Annotated in this window: 11 protein-coding genes; 5 read left to right on the forward strand and 6 right to left on the reverse strand. The window is 65.0% G+C overall.

Annotation, left to right across the window (positions count from 1 at the left end; all coding sequences use genetic code 11):
• Positions 1-16: 16 nt before the first annotated feature.
• Positions 17-568, reverse strand: coding sequence for a bactofilin family protein (locus tag CYJ07_RS06015; protein WP_104202770.1), 552 nt, complete (start codon positions 566-568; stop codon positions 17-19).
• A gap of 327 nt (positions 569-895) precedes the next feature.
• On the opposite strand from CYJ07_RS06015, the gene CYJ07_RS06020 reads away from it, so the two are divergent.
• Positions 896-1,345: a bactofilin family protein gene (locus tag CYJ07_RS06020; protein WP_231489549.1), complete on the forward strand. Its 450-nt coding sequence runs from the start codon at positions 896-898 to the stop codon at positions 1,343-1,345.
• A gap of 72 nt (positions 1,346-1,417) precedes the next feature.
• Here CYJ07_RS06020 and radD read toward each other — a convergent pair whose 3' ends face one another.
• Together radD and CYJ07_RS06030 are read right to left on the reverse strand one after the other, a co-directional pair.
• A complete protein-coding gene (radD, locus tag CYJ07_RS06025) occupies positions 1,418-3,187 on the reverse strand; it encodes a DNA repair helicase RadD (protein WP_231489550.1) in 1,770 nt (589 codons plus the stop codon).
• A gap of 79 nt (positions 3,188-3,266) precedes the next feature.
• Positions 3,267-4,070: a crotonase/enoyl-CoA hydratase family protein gene (locus tag CYJ07_RS06030; RefSeq protein ID WP_104202773.1), complete on the reverse strand. Its 804-nt coding sequence runs from the start codon at positions 4,068-4,070 to the stop codon at positions 3,267-3,269.
• Between the two features lie 321 nt (positions 4,071-4,391).
• Between CYJ07_RS06030 and CYJ07_RS06035 the strand changes: the two genes are divergently transcribed.
• A complete protein-coding gene (locus CYJ07_RS06035; protein WP_104202774.1) occupies positions 4,392-4,886 on the forward strand; it encodes a hypothetical protein in 495 nt (164 codons plus the stop codon).
• Between the two features lie 137 nt (positions 4,887-5,023).
• Here CYJ07_RS06035 and purL read toward each other — a convergent pair whose 3' ends face one another.
• A complete protein-coding gene (gene purL, locus CYJ07_RS06040; RefSeq protein WP_104202775.1) occupies positions 5,024-8,968 on the reverse strand; it encodes a phosphoribosylformylglycinamidine synthase in 3,945 nt (1,314 codons plus the stop codon).
• A 153-nt stretch (positions 8,969-9,121) separates the two neighbouring features.
• Here purL and mltF point away from each other — a divergent pair, with 153 nt between their 5' ends.
• Positions 9,122-10,588 (forward strand): membrane-bound lytic murein transglycosylase MltF, encoded by a 1,467-nt coding sequence (mltF, locus tag CYJ07_RS06045; protein ID WP_104202954.1) that lies wholly within the window; start codon positions 9,122-9,124, stop codon positions 10,586-10,588.
• A 24-nt stretch (positions 10,589-10,612) separates the two neighbouring features.
• On the opposite strand, the gene tadA is transcribed toward mltF, so the two are convergent.
• The gene (gene tadA / locus CYJ07_RS06050; protein ID WP_104202776.1) at positions 10,613-11,101 is read right to left on the reverse strand and encodes a tRNA adenosine(34) deaminase TadA; all 489 of its coding nucleotides are present in this window, start codon (positions 11,099-11,101) and stop codon (positions 10,613-10,615) included.
• Positions 11,102-11,164: 63 nt separating this feature from the next.
• Between tadA and CYJ07_RS06055 the strand changes: the two genes are divergently transcribed.
• The gene (locus CYJ07_RS06055) at positions 11,165-11,986 is read left to right on the forward strand and encodes an acyl-CoA thioesterase (RefSeq protein ID WP_104202777.1); all 822 of its coding nucleotides are present in this window, start codon (positions 11,165-11,167) and stop codon (positions 11,984-11,986) included.
• A gap of 201 nt (positions 11,987-12,187) precedes the next feature.
• Positions 12,188-13,888, forward strand: coding sequence for a methyl-accepting chemotaxis protein (locus tag CYJ07_RS06060; protein WP_231489551.1), 1,701 nt, complete (start codon positions 12,188-12,190; stop codon positions 13,886-13,888).
• 58 nt (positions 13,889-13,946) lie between these two features.
• On the opposite strand, the gene CYJ07_RS06065 is transcribed toward CYJ07_RS06060, so the two are convergent.
• Entirely contained in the window at positions 13,947-14,699 is a 753-nt protein-coding gene (locus CYJ07_RS06065) for a phosphatase PAP2 family protein (protein WP_104202779.1), read from the reverse strand.
• Between the last annotated feature and the right edge of the window lie 23 nt (positions 14,700-14,722).

Genomic DNA, 14,722 nt, shown 5'->3' on the forward strand with positions numbered 1-14,722 from the left:
AGAGGGTAAGTCCGGTTCAGCCAACCGTCAGCCGAACGACTTCCCCTTGGAGGCTCGCGCCGGCAAGACACTCCAGGCGCCTGGCTTCAATGACACCCCGTACACGAGCCCGCGACCGTAGCGTGATCTTGTCGCCGGCCTTGAGCATTCCCGCCACCTGCCCATCGACGCTGATCTCGCGCCCTTCCAGATATGACGCCACTCTTCCGTTCACGGTCACCGTGACGTGATGGTCCTTGGCGATAACGGCTCCTTCTATACTGCCCTTGACCATCACCGGCTCATTGGCAATGAGCTTGCCCGTCACTCGCGTAGCCACACCGATACGACTCCCTTCGTCGCCACTCCGGGCAACGGATATCCCCCCGGCGCTTTCCGTCCCGATAATCGGTTCACTCATCGTCGCGGCCGGCAATAGGCCTTGCTGGGACATGCAGGCAACCGATGCAGCGCTCCCCGGTGTAGCGGAACCCGCGGCGCGGCTTTTCAACTTGCGCCGCCCTCCATCCCAGATGATCAAGGTCATGACAACCACGCCAAGAAAGATAAGCCAAGTCTGAATACCCATTTTCCTTCTCCATGCTCTGCATGTCCCTTATAGGCGCCCAACCCCGAGCATAGTGACGAGAATAGGGCACCGGATCTCGCACAGCTCCGCGCTTTGCTATCTCTGGAAGCGAGCTAGGCTGCTTGGCTATTCGTCGATACGACGACATGCCCTTCAGAAAAGGTTCGGTGCCACGAGGAAAGGACCGTCCGAGCATGACGCGGGGCATCAAGACTCTTACTGCCAGGAGGCTGCATGTTCCACAAGGCAAAGCAACGACAGCCGGAAGCAACGGCGACAAGTGCCGTCGCAACCGATACCAGCCGGCCCCCATCGCCTCGGCAGGAGATGTCCTCCGTAACACGGCCTGGCGTTTCGGTGGTCGGCAGCCATACCCGAGTGCAGGGAGACATCGATGCCGACGAGGACCTGACCGTGGAGGGATACGTCAAGGGAACGATCACCTGCAAACAGAACACCGTCACCCTGGGAACTAGCGGCCAGATCATAGGTGACGTATATGCTCACACCCTGCATGTCTCTGGCGAGGTCGAGGGCAACCTCGTGGCATCGCATCGCGCCACGATCCACAAGGGCGCAAACGTCAAAGGCACGATCGTCGCGCCATGCCTGGTGCTCGAGGACGGCAGTGCTTTCCATGGCAGTATCGACATGGATCCCGACAGCGATGCCCTCAAGAGTGCTTTCAGCGGGATTGCCGACAGCGGCCAGACGCTCGCCTCGTTTGATTGCGACGACAGCGACTCCGACGCACCCGACGCAACACCCGCGCCATGACGCCATGATGCGATGTCCGGCAGGCCGAGCGACCGATCTTAACCGACGCTTGGCGGCGAACGGATCGCCCCCTCACTCCGCCGCTTCGGCCTTGCGATAGCGCCCGGTGTAATCGAACAACTTCTCGTGCACCTGCCAGTGACGGCCAACCTTGCGCCCCACCACGAAGTCCGGCGCGCGCAGCCGTCGGCGCTCGGCGATCACCTCTTCCGGCGTCGTCGGCTGCCAGCGTACCCCCGGGGCGCGTAGATGATCGCGCAGGAATATGGCGCTGAAGGCAGCGCGCTGGGCCGCCGTCTCCAAGGCGAACCATTCGGCCAGGGTCACACCGTCCTCGTCGTGGTAGGTCACCTTGAGCCGCGGCAGGCCGCGTCCGTTGACGGTGGCCTCGAGCTGCATGCCGCTGACACGAAGCACCCTGGCATCCCTGAGACGCAGCGCCTCCTTGAGCTTGTCGTCGGCGTCGACCAGCAGTGTCTGGCAGCCGTGGCAACGGCGCGCGGCGATGTCGTTCTGGGTGCCGCAGCTATCGCATACCTTGAAGCGAAAACGAAAATCGCATTGTTGTCGCCTGTTCGATGCGTCATCAACCAGCCCTTGGCAGCGGCGGCCGAAGTGCTCGATGACGATTTCACCGTCGCGCCGTCCCCAGAACAGGTTGGCGTGGCCGCAGGCGGGGCATTCGACCTGCACCGGCTCGGTGTCCGAGGCCGGCCGCGGGCTGCCCACCTCGGGCGCGTAAAGATCCCAGGGGTTGCCGGCGTAGTCGAGGATCAGGCAATCGGTCTTGCCCGGCGACAGGCGCAGTCCTCTTCCGACGATCTGCTGGTAAAGGCTCACCGACTCGGTAGGTCGCAGGATCGCGATCAGGTCCACGTGGGGCGCATCGAAGCCGGTAGTGAGCACCGCGACGTTGACCAGGTACTTGAGCCTGCGCGCCTTGAAGTCGGCGATCACTCGCTCGCGCTCGGACAGGTGCGTCTCGCCCGTTACCAAGGCCGACTGCCCGGCCGGCAGATAGCCCAGTATTTCCTCAGCATGGGCGACACTGGCGGCAAACAGCATCACGCCCCCGCGATCACGGGCGCGCTCGACGATCTCGGCAACGATGCCCGGCGTGGCGCGGCTACCCCCCACCACCCGGTTGAGTTCCTCCTCGCGAAACACGCCGCTGGATGCCGGACGCAGTGCCGAGAAATCGTAGCGCTCGACGGCTGCATCGATGCGCACCGGACGCGCCAGGTAGCCCTGCTTGACCATCAGCCGCAGCGGCTGCTCGAACACGCAGTCGCGAAAGAAGCAGTCATCATCGCCGCGCACCATGCCATGGTGATGGCGGTGATAGATAAAACCCTGCCCCAGGCGATAGGGCGTGGCGGTCAGCCCCAGCACCTTGAGGCGTGGATTGGCCTGTCGCAGCGATTCGATCACGCGACGATAGCTGGCGTCTTTTTCCGGCGAGACCCGATGGCATTCGTCGATCACCAGCAGCGTGAAATTGCTGTCGTCGAAGAGCGCCAGGTGACGCACCACCGACTGCACCGAGCCGAAAACCACTTGACGCCCGCTCTCCTTGCGCCCCAGCCCCGCGCTGAAGATATCCGCCTCGAGGCCGTAGGCCAGGAACTTGGCATGATTCTGCTCGACCAGTTCGCGCACATGAGCCAGTACCAGTACCCGCCCCCGCGCCAGGCGCGCCAGCTCGGCGATCACCAACGACTTGCCGCTGCCGGTGGGCAACACGACCACCGCCGTCTCGTCGGAGCCGCGGAAGTGCGCAACCACCCGCTCGACCGCCTCCTGCTGGTAGGGACGCAGGGTCGGCAGCGGATGGGCGCTCATGGTAGGTACGGTCGGCAGGGGCATGAAACGGCCGGACAGAAATACGGGATCGCCATCTTACCTGTCGCCGCGCCCCGCGTCAGGGCCCGTCGGAGCCGGGAAAGCGAGGCGGCCTGCCCTCCCACCGAGCGGCGACAGCCTCGAGCTGCTCATCGCCACCGAGCAGTCCTCGCTGAAGGTGCGCTTCCAGCGCCAGGCGCTCACGCTCCGTCATGCCCGGTGCGCGAGTGAAGAGTTCGCGTGCGGCGGCCACCGCCCTGGGCGAGTGCGCCGCCACCGCCATGGCGATATCGCGTGCGGTGCGTCGCGGCTCGTCGGAAAGCCGTGTGGCCAGACCGAGCGTGACTGCCTCGCGTCCTTCGACCTTACGCCCCGTCCAAGCCAACTCGCGCAGCACATCGCCGCGAATGCCCTCGGCCGTCACGCTGACCCCCATGTCGGGGATGATGCCCCAGACGATCTCAAGCAAGGCCAGCCGAGCCTGAGAATGCACCACGCGGATGTCGGCGCCCAGCGCGATCTGCAGGCCGCCGCCATAGACGTGTCCATGTAGGGCGGCGATCACCGGCACGCCAGCCGCGCGCCAGCCCAGGGCCAGGCGCTGCACCGGATTGACACCCCCATTGTCGGCTGCCAACAGTGTTGGCAAGCGCTCGGGACGTGCCAGGATCGCCGCCATGTCGAGCCCGGCACAAAAGCTCTCCCCCTCACCCGCCAAAACCACGGCACGCAGCCCTTCACTCTCGACCAGACGACGCTGCACCGCCAGCAGACCCTCAATCATCGCCCAGTCCAGACCGTTATGTTCACGCGGCCGGCTCAGCACGACCTCGGCCACATGGTCCTCGACGCTCAGCGTCACCCGGTCGTGAAATTTTTCCATGCCGTTGGCTCCTGATTATGTTGGGAAAACCCGCTCCTCCAAGGCATATTCAAACACACGTTTTAGCGTAGAGCAGGTAGATTCCGTACGCCTCGTCTATATTGAGCATTCAGAGCCGTGTCAGACGAAGGCCTAAGCCACGACTGGGCAATGGGGTGTCGGTGGGATTGGTTTTCGTCATACCTGTGAATGGACTTGCTGGGAATTCGCGCTGGAATTACGCGAAACTTGATGAAAATCATGTGATTTGGAGGCACCGTCGGGACAGGATGCGCCCGAGGGGAAGCATTGACGCTTCGCTCCGTCAAAGAGGACACCGCCATGTCGGAAATACCAACAAAAATTGCCAGATTGGTGCTGGTGCTCGATGAGCTGTTGACGTTGGCAGAGGCTCACGAACGAGCCGAACTGACACGCTATCGACGACTTGCTTTCAGCTTCCTGCCCTACGATACCGCCGTCAGCCGCCTGATGGCCTCCCTCGGGATTCAGTGCGAGATGCGCATTGATGAGTTGCGTCGTGTCTCGCACCAACTGGGGCTGACCGACTCCGCCATGGCGCAGGGTTCATCGAGCTCCGCCATACCCCACGCTTTCGTCAGTGATCCGGTCATGGCGCTGGAGACTCTGCGCCAGGCCGTCCACGACGCCGATTATTCGCTGCGCTTCCACAAGCACCTTCGCGAGGCCAGCGCCGTTCCTTCCCTGTTCCCGGTGATGACCGCCATCATCAAGCAGAAACAGGCAGAGCACGCTGTCCTGGAGGGCTTCCTGGCCACCCGCGACGACGCCGAGCAGGAAGGAATGCGCGCCTAGTGGTCCGGCACTGCCGGTAGATGGCTAGGCCGAGCGCCTCGCGGGAAAAGCAACGCAACGAATCCATGCAGCGTACCCAACGCAGCATATCAACGAAGAGGCGGCCCGCAGGCCGCCTCTTCGTCTTCGTCGCTAGCTCAGCCCAGCCAGACCCGGGCGTTGCGGAACAGGCGCATCCAGGCTCCGTCACGGGTCCAGTCGGCCGGCCGCCAGGAGTTGGTCACCGCCCGCACCACCCGCTCGGGGTGAGGCATCATGATGGTGACGCGGCCATCCGGCGTGGTCAGCCCGGTAATGCCCGACGGTGAGCCATTGGGATTGGTCGGGTATTGGGTGGTCACCTGACCGTAGTTGTCGACGTAGCGCAGCGTCACCTGTGCACTACCCTGCATGCTGCGCAGGTGCGCGCTGTCGCGGAACTCGGCGCGCCCCTCACCATGGGCCACGGCGATCGGCAAGCGCGACCCCTCCATGCCGGCCAGCAGAATCGACGGGCTCTTCTCCACCTGCACCATCGCCACCCTGGCTTCGAACTGCTCGGACTCGTTGCGCACGAAGCGCGGCCAGTTCTCGGCGCCGGGAATCATCTCCTTGAGCTGGGAGAACATCTGGCAGCCATTGCATACGCCCAGCGCGAAGCTGTCGCTGCGGGCGAAGAACGCAGCGAACTGTTCCCGCGCGCGAGCGTTGAACAGTACCGACTTGGCCCAGCCACCGCCGGCGCCCAGCACGTCGCCGTAGGAGAAGCCACCGCAGGCCACCAGCCCCTTGAAGCTCTCGAGATCGACACGCCCCTCGAGAAGGTCGCTCATGTGTACGTCCACCGCCTCGAAACCGGCATGGTCGAAGGCCCAGGCCATCTCCAGCTGGCCGTTGACGCCCTGCTCGCGCATGATTGCCACCGCCGGGCGCGCCACGTTGACGTACGGCGCGGCGATATCCTCGTCGACGTCGAAGGTGGGGCTGGCCGAGAGGCCCGGGTCGCGGCCGTCGAGCAGGCCGTCGAACTCGTTCTTGGCGCACTCGGGGTTGTCGCGCAGGGCCTGCATGCGATAGCTGGTCTCGGTCCAGGTGCGCTGGGCCAGCAGCCGGGTGGTCTCGAGCAGCGGTTCCTCGAACAGGGTCACCCGCACCTGGTCGTCGTAACGCGGACGGGCGATCACGCCGCAGGTCTCGATGCCAGCCGCGGCGAACTGCGCCAGCACTTCCTCGGTATGCCGACGATTGATCTGGATCACCGCGCCGAGCTCCTCGGCGAACAGCGCATCCACCGCCTGGGTGGGCTCGTCGATCAACCAATCGAGCTTGATCTCGAGGCCGGCATGCGCGGCAAAGGCCATCTCCAGCAGCGTGACCAGCAGGCCGCCGTCGCTGCGGTCGTGATAGGCGAGCAGCTTGCCGTCGGCGTTGAGTCCCTGGATCACGGCGAAGAACGCCTTGAGATCCTCCGGGTCGTCGAGGTCGGGGCACTCATTGCCGAGCTGTCCGTAGACCTGGGCCAGCGCCGAGCCGCCCAGACGATTACGACCACCGCCCAGGTCGATCAGGATAAGGTCGCTCTCGTCCTGCTCCAGGTTGATCTGCGGCGTCAGCGTACACAGCGCATCGGTGACCGGGGCAAAGCCGGTGACCGCCAGCGTGAGCGGCGAGGTCACGCTCTTCTCCTCGGCCTCGTCGTCGCCGGCCTGCCAGGCGGTGCGCATCGACATGGAATCCTTGCCAACCGGGATGGCGATGCCGAGCTGGGGACAAAGCTCCATGCCCACCGCATGCACGGCGTCGTACAGCGCCTGATTCTCGCCCATGTGATCGGCGGCACTCATCCAGTTGGCGGAAAGCTTGATGTCACCGAGCTTGGCGATGGGTGCCGCAGCCAGGTTGGTGATGGTCTCGGCCACCGCCAGGCGGGCGCTCGCCGCCGGGTCGATCAGCGCCACCGGAGACCGCTCGCCCATGGCCATCGCTTCGCCGGCATGGGTGTCGTAGCTCGCCGTGGTCACCGCGACGTCGGCCACCGGCACCTGCCAAGGGCCTACCATCTGGTCCCGGGCCACCATGCCGGTGATGGAACGGTCACCGATAGTGATCAAGAAGCTCTTGGAGGCCACCGTGGGCAGGCGCAGCACCCGCTCCATGGCCTCGCGCAGGTCGAGGTTGTCGAGCATCACCCCGGGCAGGTCGAGTCTCTCGCGCTGGAATTCACGCTGCATCTTTGGCGGCTTGCCGAACAGCACGCTCATCGGCAGGTCGACCGGCTTCGTCGCGAAGTGACCGTCGCGCACCTCCAGATGATGCGCCTCGGTCGCCTCACCGACCACGGCGTAGGGGCATCTCTCTCGCGCGCAAAGTGCATCGAAGGTGTCGAGATCCTCCGGCGCCACCGCCAGCACGTAGCGCTCCTGAGCCTCATTGCACCAGATCTCCAACGGGCTCATGCCCGGCTCGGCATTGGGTACCGCGCGCAGCTCGAAGCGGCCTCCGCGCTCGCCGTCCTTGACCAGCTCCGGCAGGGCGTTGGAAAGCCCGCCGGCGCCCACGTCGTGGATGAAGCGGATGGGATTGGTGTCGCCCAGCGCCCAGCAGCGATCAATCACTTCCTGGGCGCGCCGCTCGATCTCGGCATTCTCGCGCTGCACCGAGGCGAAATCGAGATCGGCGCTGGAAACACCGGAAGCCATCGATGAGGCCGCGCCGCCACCCAGGCCGATCAGCATGGCCGGCCCGCCCATCACGATCAGCTTACCGCCGACCGGGATTTCGCCCTTGGCGACGTGCCCTTCGCGAATGTTGCCGTAGCCGCCGGCAATCATGATCGGCTTGTGGTAGCCACGGCGTTCGATGCCACCCAAACCCAGCGTGTCCTGCTCGTAGGTGCGGAAATAGCCGGTGAGATTGGGACGGCCGAACTCGTTGTTGAAGGAGGCGCCCCCGATGGGGCCTTCCAGCATGATGTCCAGTGCCGACTGCATGCGTTCGGGCTTGCCGTAATCGAATGCCTCCCAGGGCTGGACGAACTCGGGAATGCGCAGGTTGGAGACGGTGAAACCGGTCAGGCCGGCCTTGGGCTTGCCGCCGATGCCGGTGGCTCCCTCGTCGCGGATCTCGCCGCCGGCGCCGGTGGCCGCTCCCGGATAGGGAGCGATGGCCGTCGGATGGTTGTGAGTCTCCACCTTCATCAGGATATGGATCGGCTCGCGATGCGCGCCGTAGGTGGCACGCTCTGCGGCTTTGCCGGTCAGCGGCGCGGCGAAGAAACGTCCCGCCTCGCTGCCCTCGATGACCGCGGCGTTATCGCTGTAGGCGGACAGGATGCCATCGGGCGAGGCCCGGTGAGTGTTCTTGATCATCTTGAACAGTGAATGGCGCTGCGCCTCGCCGTCGATTACCCAGTCGGCGTTGAAGATCTTGTGCCGGCAGTGCTCCGAGTTGGCCTGGGCGAACATCATCAATTCGACATCGGTGGGGTCGCGACCCAAATCGCGAAAAGCATCGACCAGGTAATCGATCTCGTCGTCGGCCAGCGCAAGGCCCAGTCCGACGTTGGCTTTCTCCAGTGCCTCCCGGCCCCCCTCCAGGATAGCCACCTGCCCCAGCGGCGCCGGTTCATGATGCGCGAACAGCCGGGCGGCATCGGAGGCATCGGTAAGCACGGTCTCGGTCATGCGGTCGTGCAGGGTATGCAGGATCGCGGTGAAGGCCGCTTCCGACATCGGCGCCTTGAGCGCAACCCGATAGGCGATGCCCCGCTCGATACGGCGCACCCGGCCCAGGCCGCAGTTGTGGGCGATATCGGTGGCCTTGGACGACCACGGCGACAGGGTGCCGATACGCGGCACCACCAGGAACAGCTGGCCCTCGCCGTCCGCGGAACTCTGAGGGGACTCGTCCTCGTGCCTGGCCCCGTAGTCGAGCAGTTGGTCGAGCACGTCCCGCTCGTCTTCGGTCAGTTCACCTTCATGATCCACGAAATGCACATAGGCGGCATGCAGGGACTCGACCTCGGGAACCCGTGCGCGCAGGGCAGCCAGCAGCTTGTCGTGACGGAAAGCGGAAAGGGCAGGCGCGCCTCGAAGTTCGAGCATGTCTTGAAGCCTCTGAAGCAAGCGGAGGAAGGGCCGCAGGGCGGCGCAGAAAGCCGCTATGATACTGGAAACGGAGGGTGGGACGAAATGCGGCGGATGACAGTCGCGGCTCGGGCCGTTATGGTGGAGCTCTCATCGCCGATCACCGTCCGGATGCCTGTATTTTCGAGCCGTCTCTCACCGAGTCGCCTGCGTCTCGCTGCCCTGCTGTTGCTGGGGGGCGTGCTGTGCCTGTTTCCCTACCGTCATTACCATTCAGCCGACAACCTGCTGGAAACGGTGCGCGAGCGCGATTTCATCAGCATTCATACGCGCAACACGCCCACGACTTATTACGAGGGCCGTCACGGCCCCATCGGCTTCGAGTACGAGCTGATGCGGCGCTTCGCCGACCACCTCGGCGTGAGCCTGGCGTTGGATGCCCGGCACAATGCCGATAGCGTGCTGAACGCCGTGCGCGAGGAAGGCGACCTGGGCGCCGCCGCCCTGCCGCTCGATCCCACTCAGCAGGGGCTGCTCTTCAGCCGTCCCATTCTGGAACTGCAGCCCGTGCTGGTCTATCGCCGCGGCCTGCCTCCGGTCAGCGAGCCGGAGTCGCTCGCCGGGCTCTCGATCGGCACCATCCGCGGCTCGGGCACCGACCGCGTGCTGCGCGAGCTGCAGGCCGAGCACCCCGAGCTGGGTTGGCGCGAGTCATCGGAGCTGGAAGTGGCCGAGCTGCTCAGTCGGGTAGAGGATGGCCGGCTGGATGCGGCAGTCGTCTATGAACACCAGTTCCGCACCAATCGCATCTTCTTCCCCGGCGTCGAGCGCGGCTTCCTTCTCGGCAAGCCGCTCTCCATGGCCTGGGCCTTTCCCGCTCGCGGCGGCCTGGGGTTGCAGCAGGAAGCCAACCGCTTCCTCGACGAGCTGAAGCACGAAGGTGAGCTCGACCGGCTGGTTGCCCAGCACTTCGGCCATGACGACTATCTCGAGTACGTCGGTGCGAGAGTCTTCATCTCGCAGCTCAACGAGCACCTACCCACCTATGCCGAGCTGTTTCGCGAAGCGGCCCGCAACACCGGCTTCGACTGGAAGCTGCTGGCGGCGCTAGCCTATCAGGAATCTCACTGGGATCCGCAGGCCACCTCGCCTACCGGGGTGCGCGGGCTGATGATGCTGACCCAGCCCACCGCCAACGAGCTTGGCGTGGACGACCGCCTCGACCCGGCCGAGAGCGTCAATGGCGGGGCGCGCTATCTGCGACAATTGATGGACCGGCTACCCGAATCGATCCAGGGCGAGGATCGGCTGTACATGGCCATGGCAGCCTATAACGTCGGTCTCGGTCATCTCTACGATGCGCGCAAGATCACCGAGGAGCTCGGCGGCGATCCCGATCGCTGGGCCGACGTGCGCGAAGCCCTGCCGCTACTGCAGCAGCAGGCGTGGCACAGCAAGACCCGCCACGGCTATGCCCGCGGCGGCGAACCGGTCATCTACGTACGCAACATTCGCCGCTATTACGAGATTCTGACCTACGTCGACCGCAGCCAGCAGCAGTATCTTCAGCTCGCCGAACCGGGATCGGGCGAGGCCGCCTCCCCCCCACTCTTCGATATCATCGATCCCATTCTCTAGCGCTGAGCATTTTCCAGCCGAAGACTAGCGACAGCCAGGCCCGGTCGTATCGTCGCCGCTATCCCGGCGAGCCTCGAAAAACGTCTTGAGCAGCCGCGATGCGCGCACCGCTAGCACCCCCCCTTGCACGCTCACCCGGTGATTGTGCCACGGCTGGGCAAACAGGTTGGCTTTCGACTCCACCATGCCCGTGCGAGGCTCGGCGGCGCCATACACCAGCCGGGCGATGCGGGCATGGATGATCGCACCGGTACACATGAGACAAGGCTCGAGAGTGACATAGAGAGTGCAGCCATCGAGGCGATAGTTACCCAGGCGAACGGCGGCATCGCGCAGCGCGCGCACCTCGGCATGGGCGCTGGGATCATGGCGCGAAATCGGCGCGTTGAAGCCCGCCCCGACGATCTCCCCCGTCGCATCCACCACGACCGCCCCCACCGGCACTTCACCAACCGCCAATCCTTCGTGCGCCTGGTCCAGCGCCCGATGCATGTAGAATTCGTCACTGCGCATCGGCCAGGACTCCGTTATGCTGATGCCTGAAACAACCGTATGAGTCGCCCTTGAGGAAGCCCCATGACCGACGCCCTGAACGAGCTCGTCGCCCTGCTCGGCCTGGAAGAGATCGAGGAGAACCTGTTTCGCGGCCGCAGCCAGGATCTTGGCCTGCCGCAACTGTTCGGCGGCCAGGTTCTCGGCCAGGCGCTCTCGGCCGCCACGCACACGGTGGACCCCAGCCGTCAGGCGCATTCACTGCACGGTTACTTCCTGCGCCCCGGCGATCCCCATCGCCCCGTAGTCTATCAGGTCGACGCCGTACGCGATGGCGGCAGCTTCACCACCCGGCGCGTCACCGCGATCCAGAAGGGGCGCCCGATCTTCTTCTGCAGCGCCTCTTTTCATGGCGAGGAACAAAGCATGGCCCACCAGATGGCCATGCCCGAGCTCGCCCTGCCCGATGTGCTGGAACGGGATCCGAACGCTCGTCTGGAACGTTTCCCAGGTCATCCCATCGAATTTCTGCACCTTGGCGACGAAGCCGAACCCGGGCAACCCTCGCGCAAGCGCTTGTGGTTCCGGTTGACCGGGGAGCTCCCCGACGACCCCGCCCTGCACCGTTACCTGCTGGCCTACAGCTCCGACTTCAATCTGCTGACCACGGCGCTGGTGCTTCATGACATCACTTTCCGTGATCCACGCCTGCAGATCGCCAGCCTCGACCATGCCCTTTGGTTTCACAGCGACGTGAAAGTGAACGACTGGCTGCTCTACGACATGGACAGCCCCTGGGCCGGCGGTGCTCGCGGCTTCGCTCGCGGCAGCATCTACGACCGCCACGGCCGCTTGGTCGCCTCCTCGGCGCAAGAGGGCCTTACCCGCCTGCGCGATGCTCGCTAGCGTAGGCGACCAACGGTTGATATACGCCTAATGTCGTAGCCTCCGCAGGCCTGGAGGACCTCAAGAATCGGCGAAATCCGCCGAAGTTAGTGAGTGCTTGCCACCCGTTTCTGCAGCACTCCTTCTTCTTCCGAGGTTCCCGCAATGAAAGCATCGGTTCCCAAAACCTCATTCGCCTTGAGCCTTCAGGCCCGCCTCCTGATGCTGGTCTTGCTGCCCCTATTGCTGACCACCCTCAGCTTGGTGGTCATCGAGGCCTATACCCGCATCCAGGACAATCGAGTCAACCTGGAGCATCAGCGTCAGCTGCTCATCGAGACCCGCAAGGCCGGGGTGCGCGACGTGGTCGAGAGTGCTCATACGGCCATCGAGCCCATTCTGAAGGCAGCCGACCTCAGCGACGCCGAGCGGCGCGAGCGTGCCGCCGAGATCCTGCGCGCCATCCGCTTCGAGGGAGGCAACTACGTCTTCGCCTACCAGTACGATGGTCTCAACGTGGTCACCGCGCCCATGCCCGAGCGCGAAGGCACCAACATGTACGATCTCCAGGCCCCGGATGGCTCCTATATCCTGCGTGACTTGATCGCAGCGGCACAGCGGGGAGGCGACTTCTACGAGTACCCGTGGGAGCACCCGGGCACAGGAACCGTCGAGCCCAAGTACTCCTACGCGGCAAACGTACCCGAGTTTGGCTGGATGATCGGCGCCGGGGTCTATGCCACCGAAATCGACGCCGCCATGGCGAGCGCCGAGACGCAGGCGGCCGCCGAACTGCGCCACTCCATCCTGACCTCGACGCTGCTGGGGCTGGGACTTTTTGTCGGCGTGGCGATCGTGTCGATCTGGCTGGTGCGCCGCACCGTGCGCCCGATCCGGCGCACCGCCGAAGCCATGCGCGACATCGCCAAGGGCCAGGGCGACCTGACTCGCCGGCTGAAGGTGGAGAGCCGCGACGAGATCGGCGAGCTGGCCCGCCAGTTCAACGCCTTCGTCTCGCGCATGCAGGATACGCTGCGCGACGTACGCCGCAGCACTACAAGCGTGAACCAGGCCGCCGAGGAGATCGCCCAGGGCAGCGACGAGCTCGCCACCCGCACCGAGCAGGCCGCCGCCAACCTGCAGGAGACTTCCGCCTCGATGGAGGAAATCACCGCCACGGTGAACCACAGCACCGAGTCGGCTGAACAGGCCAACCAGCTGGTAGTGGCCACCACCCAGGTCGCCCGCGACGGCGAGAGCGCCATGCAGCGGGTCGAGCGCACCATGGCCGACATCGATGCCTCGTCCAGCCGCATCGCCGAGATCGTCAGCCTGATCGATGGCATCGCCTTCCAGACCAACATCCTGGCGCTCAACGCCTCGGTGGAAGCGGCGCGCGCCGGCGAGCATGGGCGCGGCTTCGCCGTGGTCGCCCAGGAAGTGCGCACCCTGGCCAGTCGCTCCGGCGAAGCGGCCAAGGAGATCCGCGCCTTGATCAACACCTCCGTGGCCCACGCCCGCGACGGCAGCGAGATCGTCCAGCGTGCCGGTGCCACCATGCAGGAGATCGTCTCCAGCGTGGCCCGAGTCAGCGACGTAATCGCCGAGATCAGCGCCGGGGCGCGCGAGCAGAATGCCGGCATCGGCCAGATCAACACCGCCGTGGCCGAGATGGACACCATGACCCAGCAGAACGCCGCCATGGTCCAGCAGTCCTCCACCGCCGCCGCCGAGATGCGTCGTCATGCCCAGCACCTCAGCAATCTGATCGGTACCTTCATCCTCGGCGAGGATGCCCCTGCGGCGGCGAAGGCGCCACAGCGCGCCGCCCCCACTGCCCGACTCGCCTCGCTGCCGCGGCCCGCGACGGATCCCAAGCCGCGCAAGGCGCACGCCGGCGAGGAGGAATGGGAAACCTTCTGATGGAAGTAGGCGCCCTGGCCACACCGGGGCGCCTACCCCTTGCTGAGTAATTTCTCGATCAAGGGCCGGCCTGACTCGCCCCATCCGACTCCATCTGCCCGCGCCGTTGGAGCCACCTCATCGCAAGCCAGCATAGCGCCGCCCAGGCCGCTCCGGCCGTCCAGCCGGCAAGCACATCCGTCGGCCAGTGAACGCCGAGATAGACACGGCTCGCACCCACCAGCAGGGTGAGCAGTATCGCCATCGTCAACAAATAGGCCTTCAAACGCATTTCGGCCTGCACCCGACTGAGCAGGGCCGCGAGCGTGAGATAGGTCACCGCCGACATCATGGCATGGCCGCTGGGGAAACTCGCGGTATAGACGAGCGACTCATGGGGGACCAGGTCGGGGCGAGGACGATCGTAGCCTATCTTCATCAGCGTACTGAGCAGCATGCCACCGGGTACGGCAACGGACGTGAACAGAGCGGCCCGGAAACGGCGTGCGAGCAGCAGATATCCCAGTGCACCGACCGTGATCATGACAAGCACTCCGACACCACCGAGCGCAGTGAAGTCCCGCCCCATCTCCTCGACCCAGCCAGGGCCGAGAGGGTCGGCATGATCGGCCGGGTTGCGCAGCATCAGCAGAACGGTTTCGTCGACGCTCAAGGTGTCGCCCTCGGTGACTTCGTCCGCCAGTTCGACGAATGTCCAGATGCCGCCGGAGAGCACCAGCACCGAGAGCAGAGTTGAGAACTCGTGCTGCCCCAGCCAGGCCAGCACCGATGAGGCACGGCGCCTCAGATCGGCTCCTGCGAATCCCTTCATGCGTTCTCCTTGCCAAGATATGC

This window comes from Billgrantia saliphila (assembly GCF_002930105.1).
In the GTDB taxonomy this organism is placed as follows: Bacteria; Pseudomonadota; Gammaproteobacteria; order Pseudomonadales; family Halomonadaceae; genus Halomonas; species Halomonas saliphila.

What these genes read in the sequence shown, in the direction of transcription:
- CYJ07_RS06035 (WP_104202774.1), top strand. Translation starts at nt 4,392, where the DNA reads ATGTCGGAAATACCAACAAAAATTGCCAGATTGGTGCTGGTGCTCGAT.
- CYJ07_RS06055 (WP_104202777.1), top strand. Translation starts at nt 11,165, where the DNA reads ATGACCGACGCCCTGAACGAGCTCGTCGCCCTGCTCGGCCTGGAAGAG.
- CYJ07_RS06030 (WP_104202773.1), bottom strand. Translation starts at nt 4,070, where the DNA reads ATGGAAAAATTTCACGACCGGGTGACGCTGAGCGTCGAGGACCATGTG.
- mltF (WP_104202954.1), top strand. Translation starts at nt 9,122, where the DNA reads ATGCCTGTATTTTCGAGCCGTCTCTCACCGAGTCGCCTGCGTCTCGCT.
- CYJ07_RS06065 (WP_104202779.1), bottom strand. Translation starts at nt 14,699, where the DNA reads ATGAAGGGATTCGCAGGAGCCGATCTGAGGCGCCGTGCCTCATCGGTG.
- purL (WP_104202775.1), bottom strand. Translation starts at nt 8,968, where the DNA reads ATGCTCGAACTTCGAGGCGCGCCTGCCCTTTCCGCTTTCCGTCACGAC.
- CYJ07_RS06015 (WP_104202770.1), bottom strand. Translation starts at nt 568, where the DNA reads ATGGGTATTCAGACTTGGCTTATCTTTCTTGGCGTGGTTGTCATGACC.
- radD (WP_231489550.1), bottom strand. Translation starts at nt 3,187, where the DNA reads ATGAGCGCCCATCCGCTGCCGACCCTGCGTCCCTACCAGCAGGAGGCG.
- CYJ07_RS06060 (WP_231489551.1), top strand. Translation starts at nt 12,188, where the DNA reads ATGCTGGTCTTGCTGCCCCTATTGCTGACCACCCTCAGCTTGGTGGTC.
- tadA (WP_104202776.1), bottom strand. Translation starts at nt 11,101, where the DNA reads ATGCGCAGTGACGAATTCTACATGCATCGGGCGCTGGACCAGGCGCAC.
- CYJ07_RS06020 (WP_231489549.1), top strand. Translation starts at nt 896, where the DNA reads ATGTCCTCCGTAACACGGCCTGGCGTTTCGGTGGTCGGCAGCCATACC.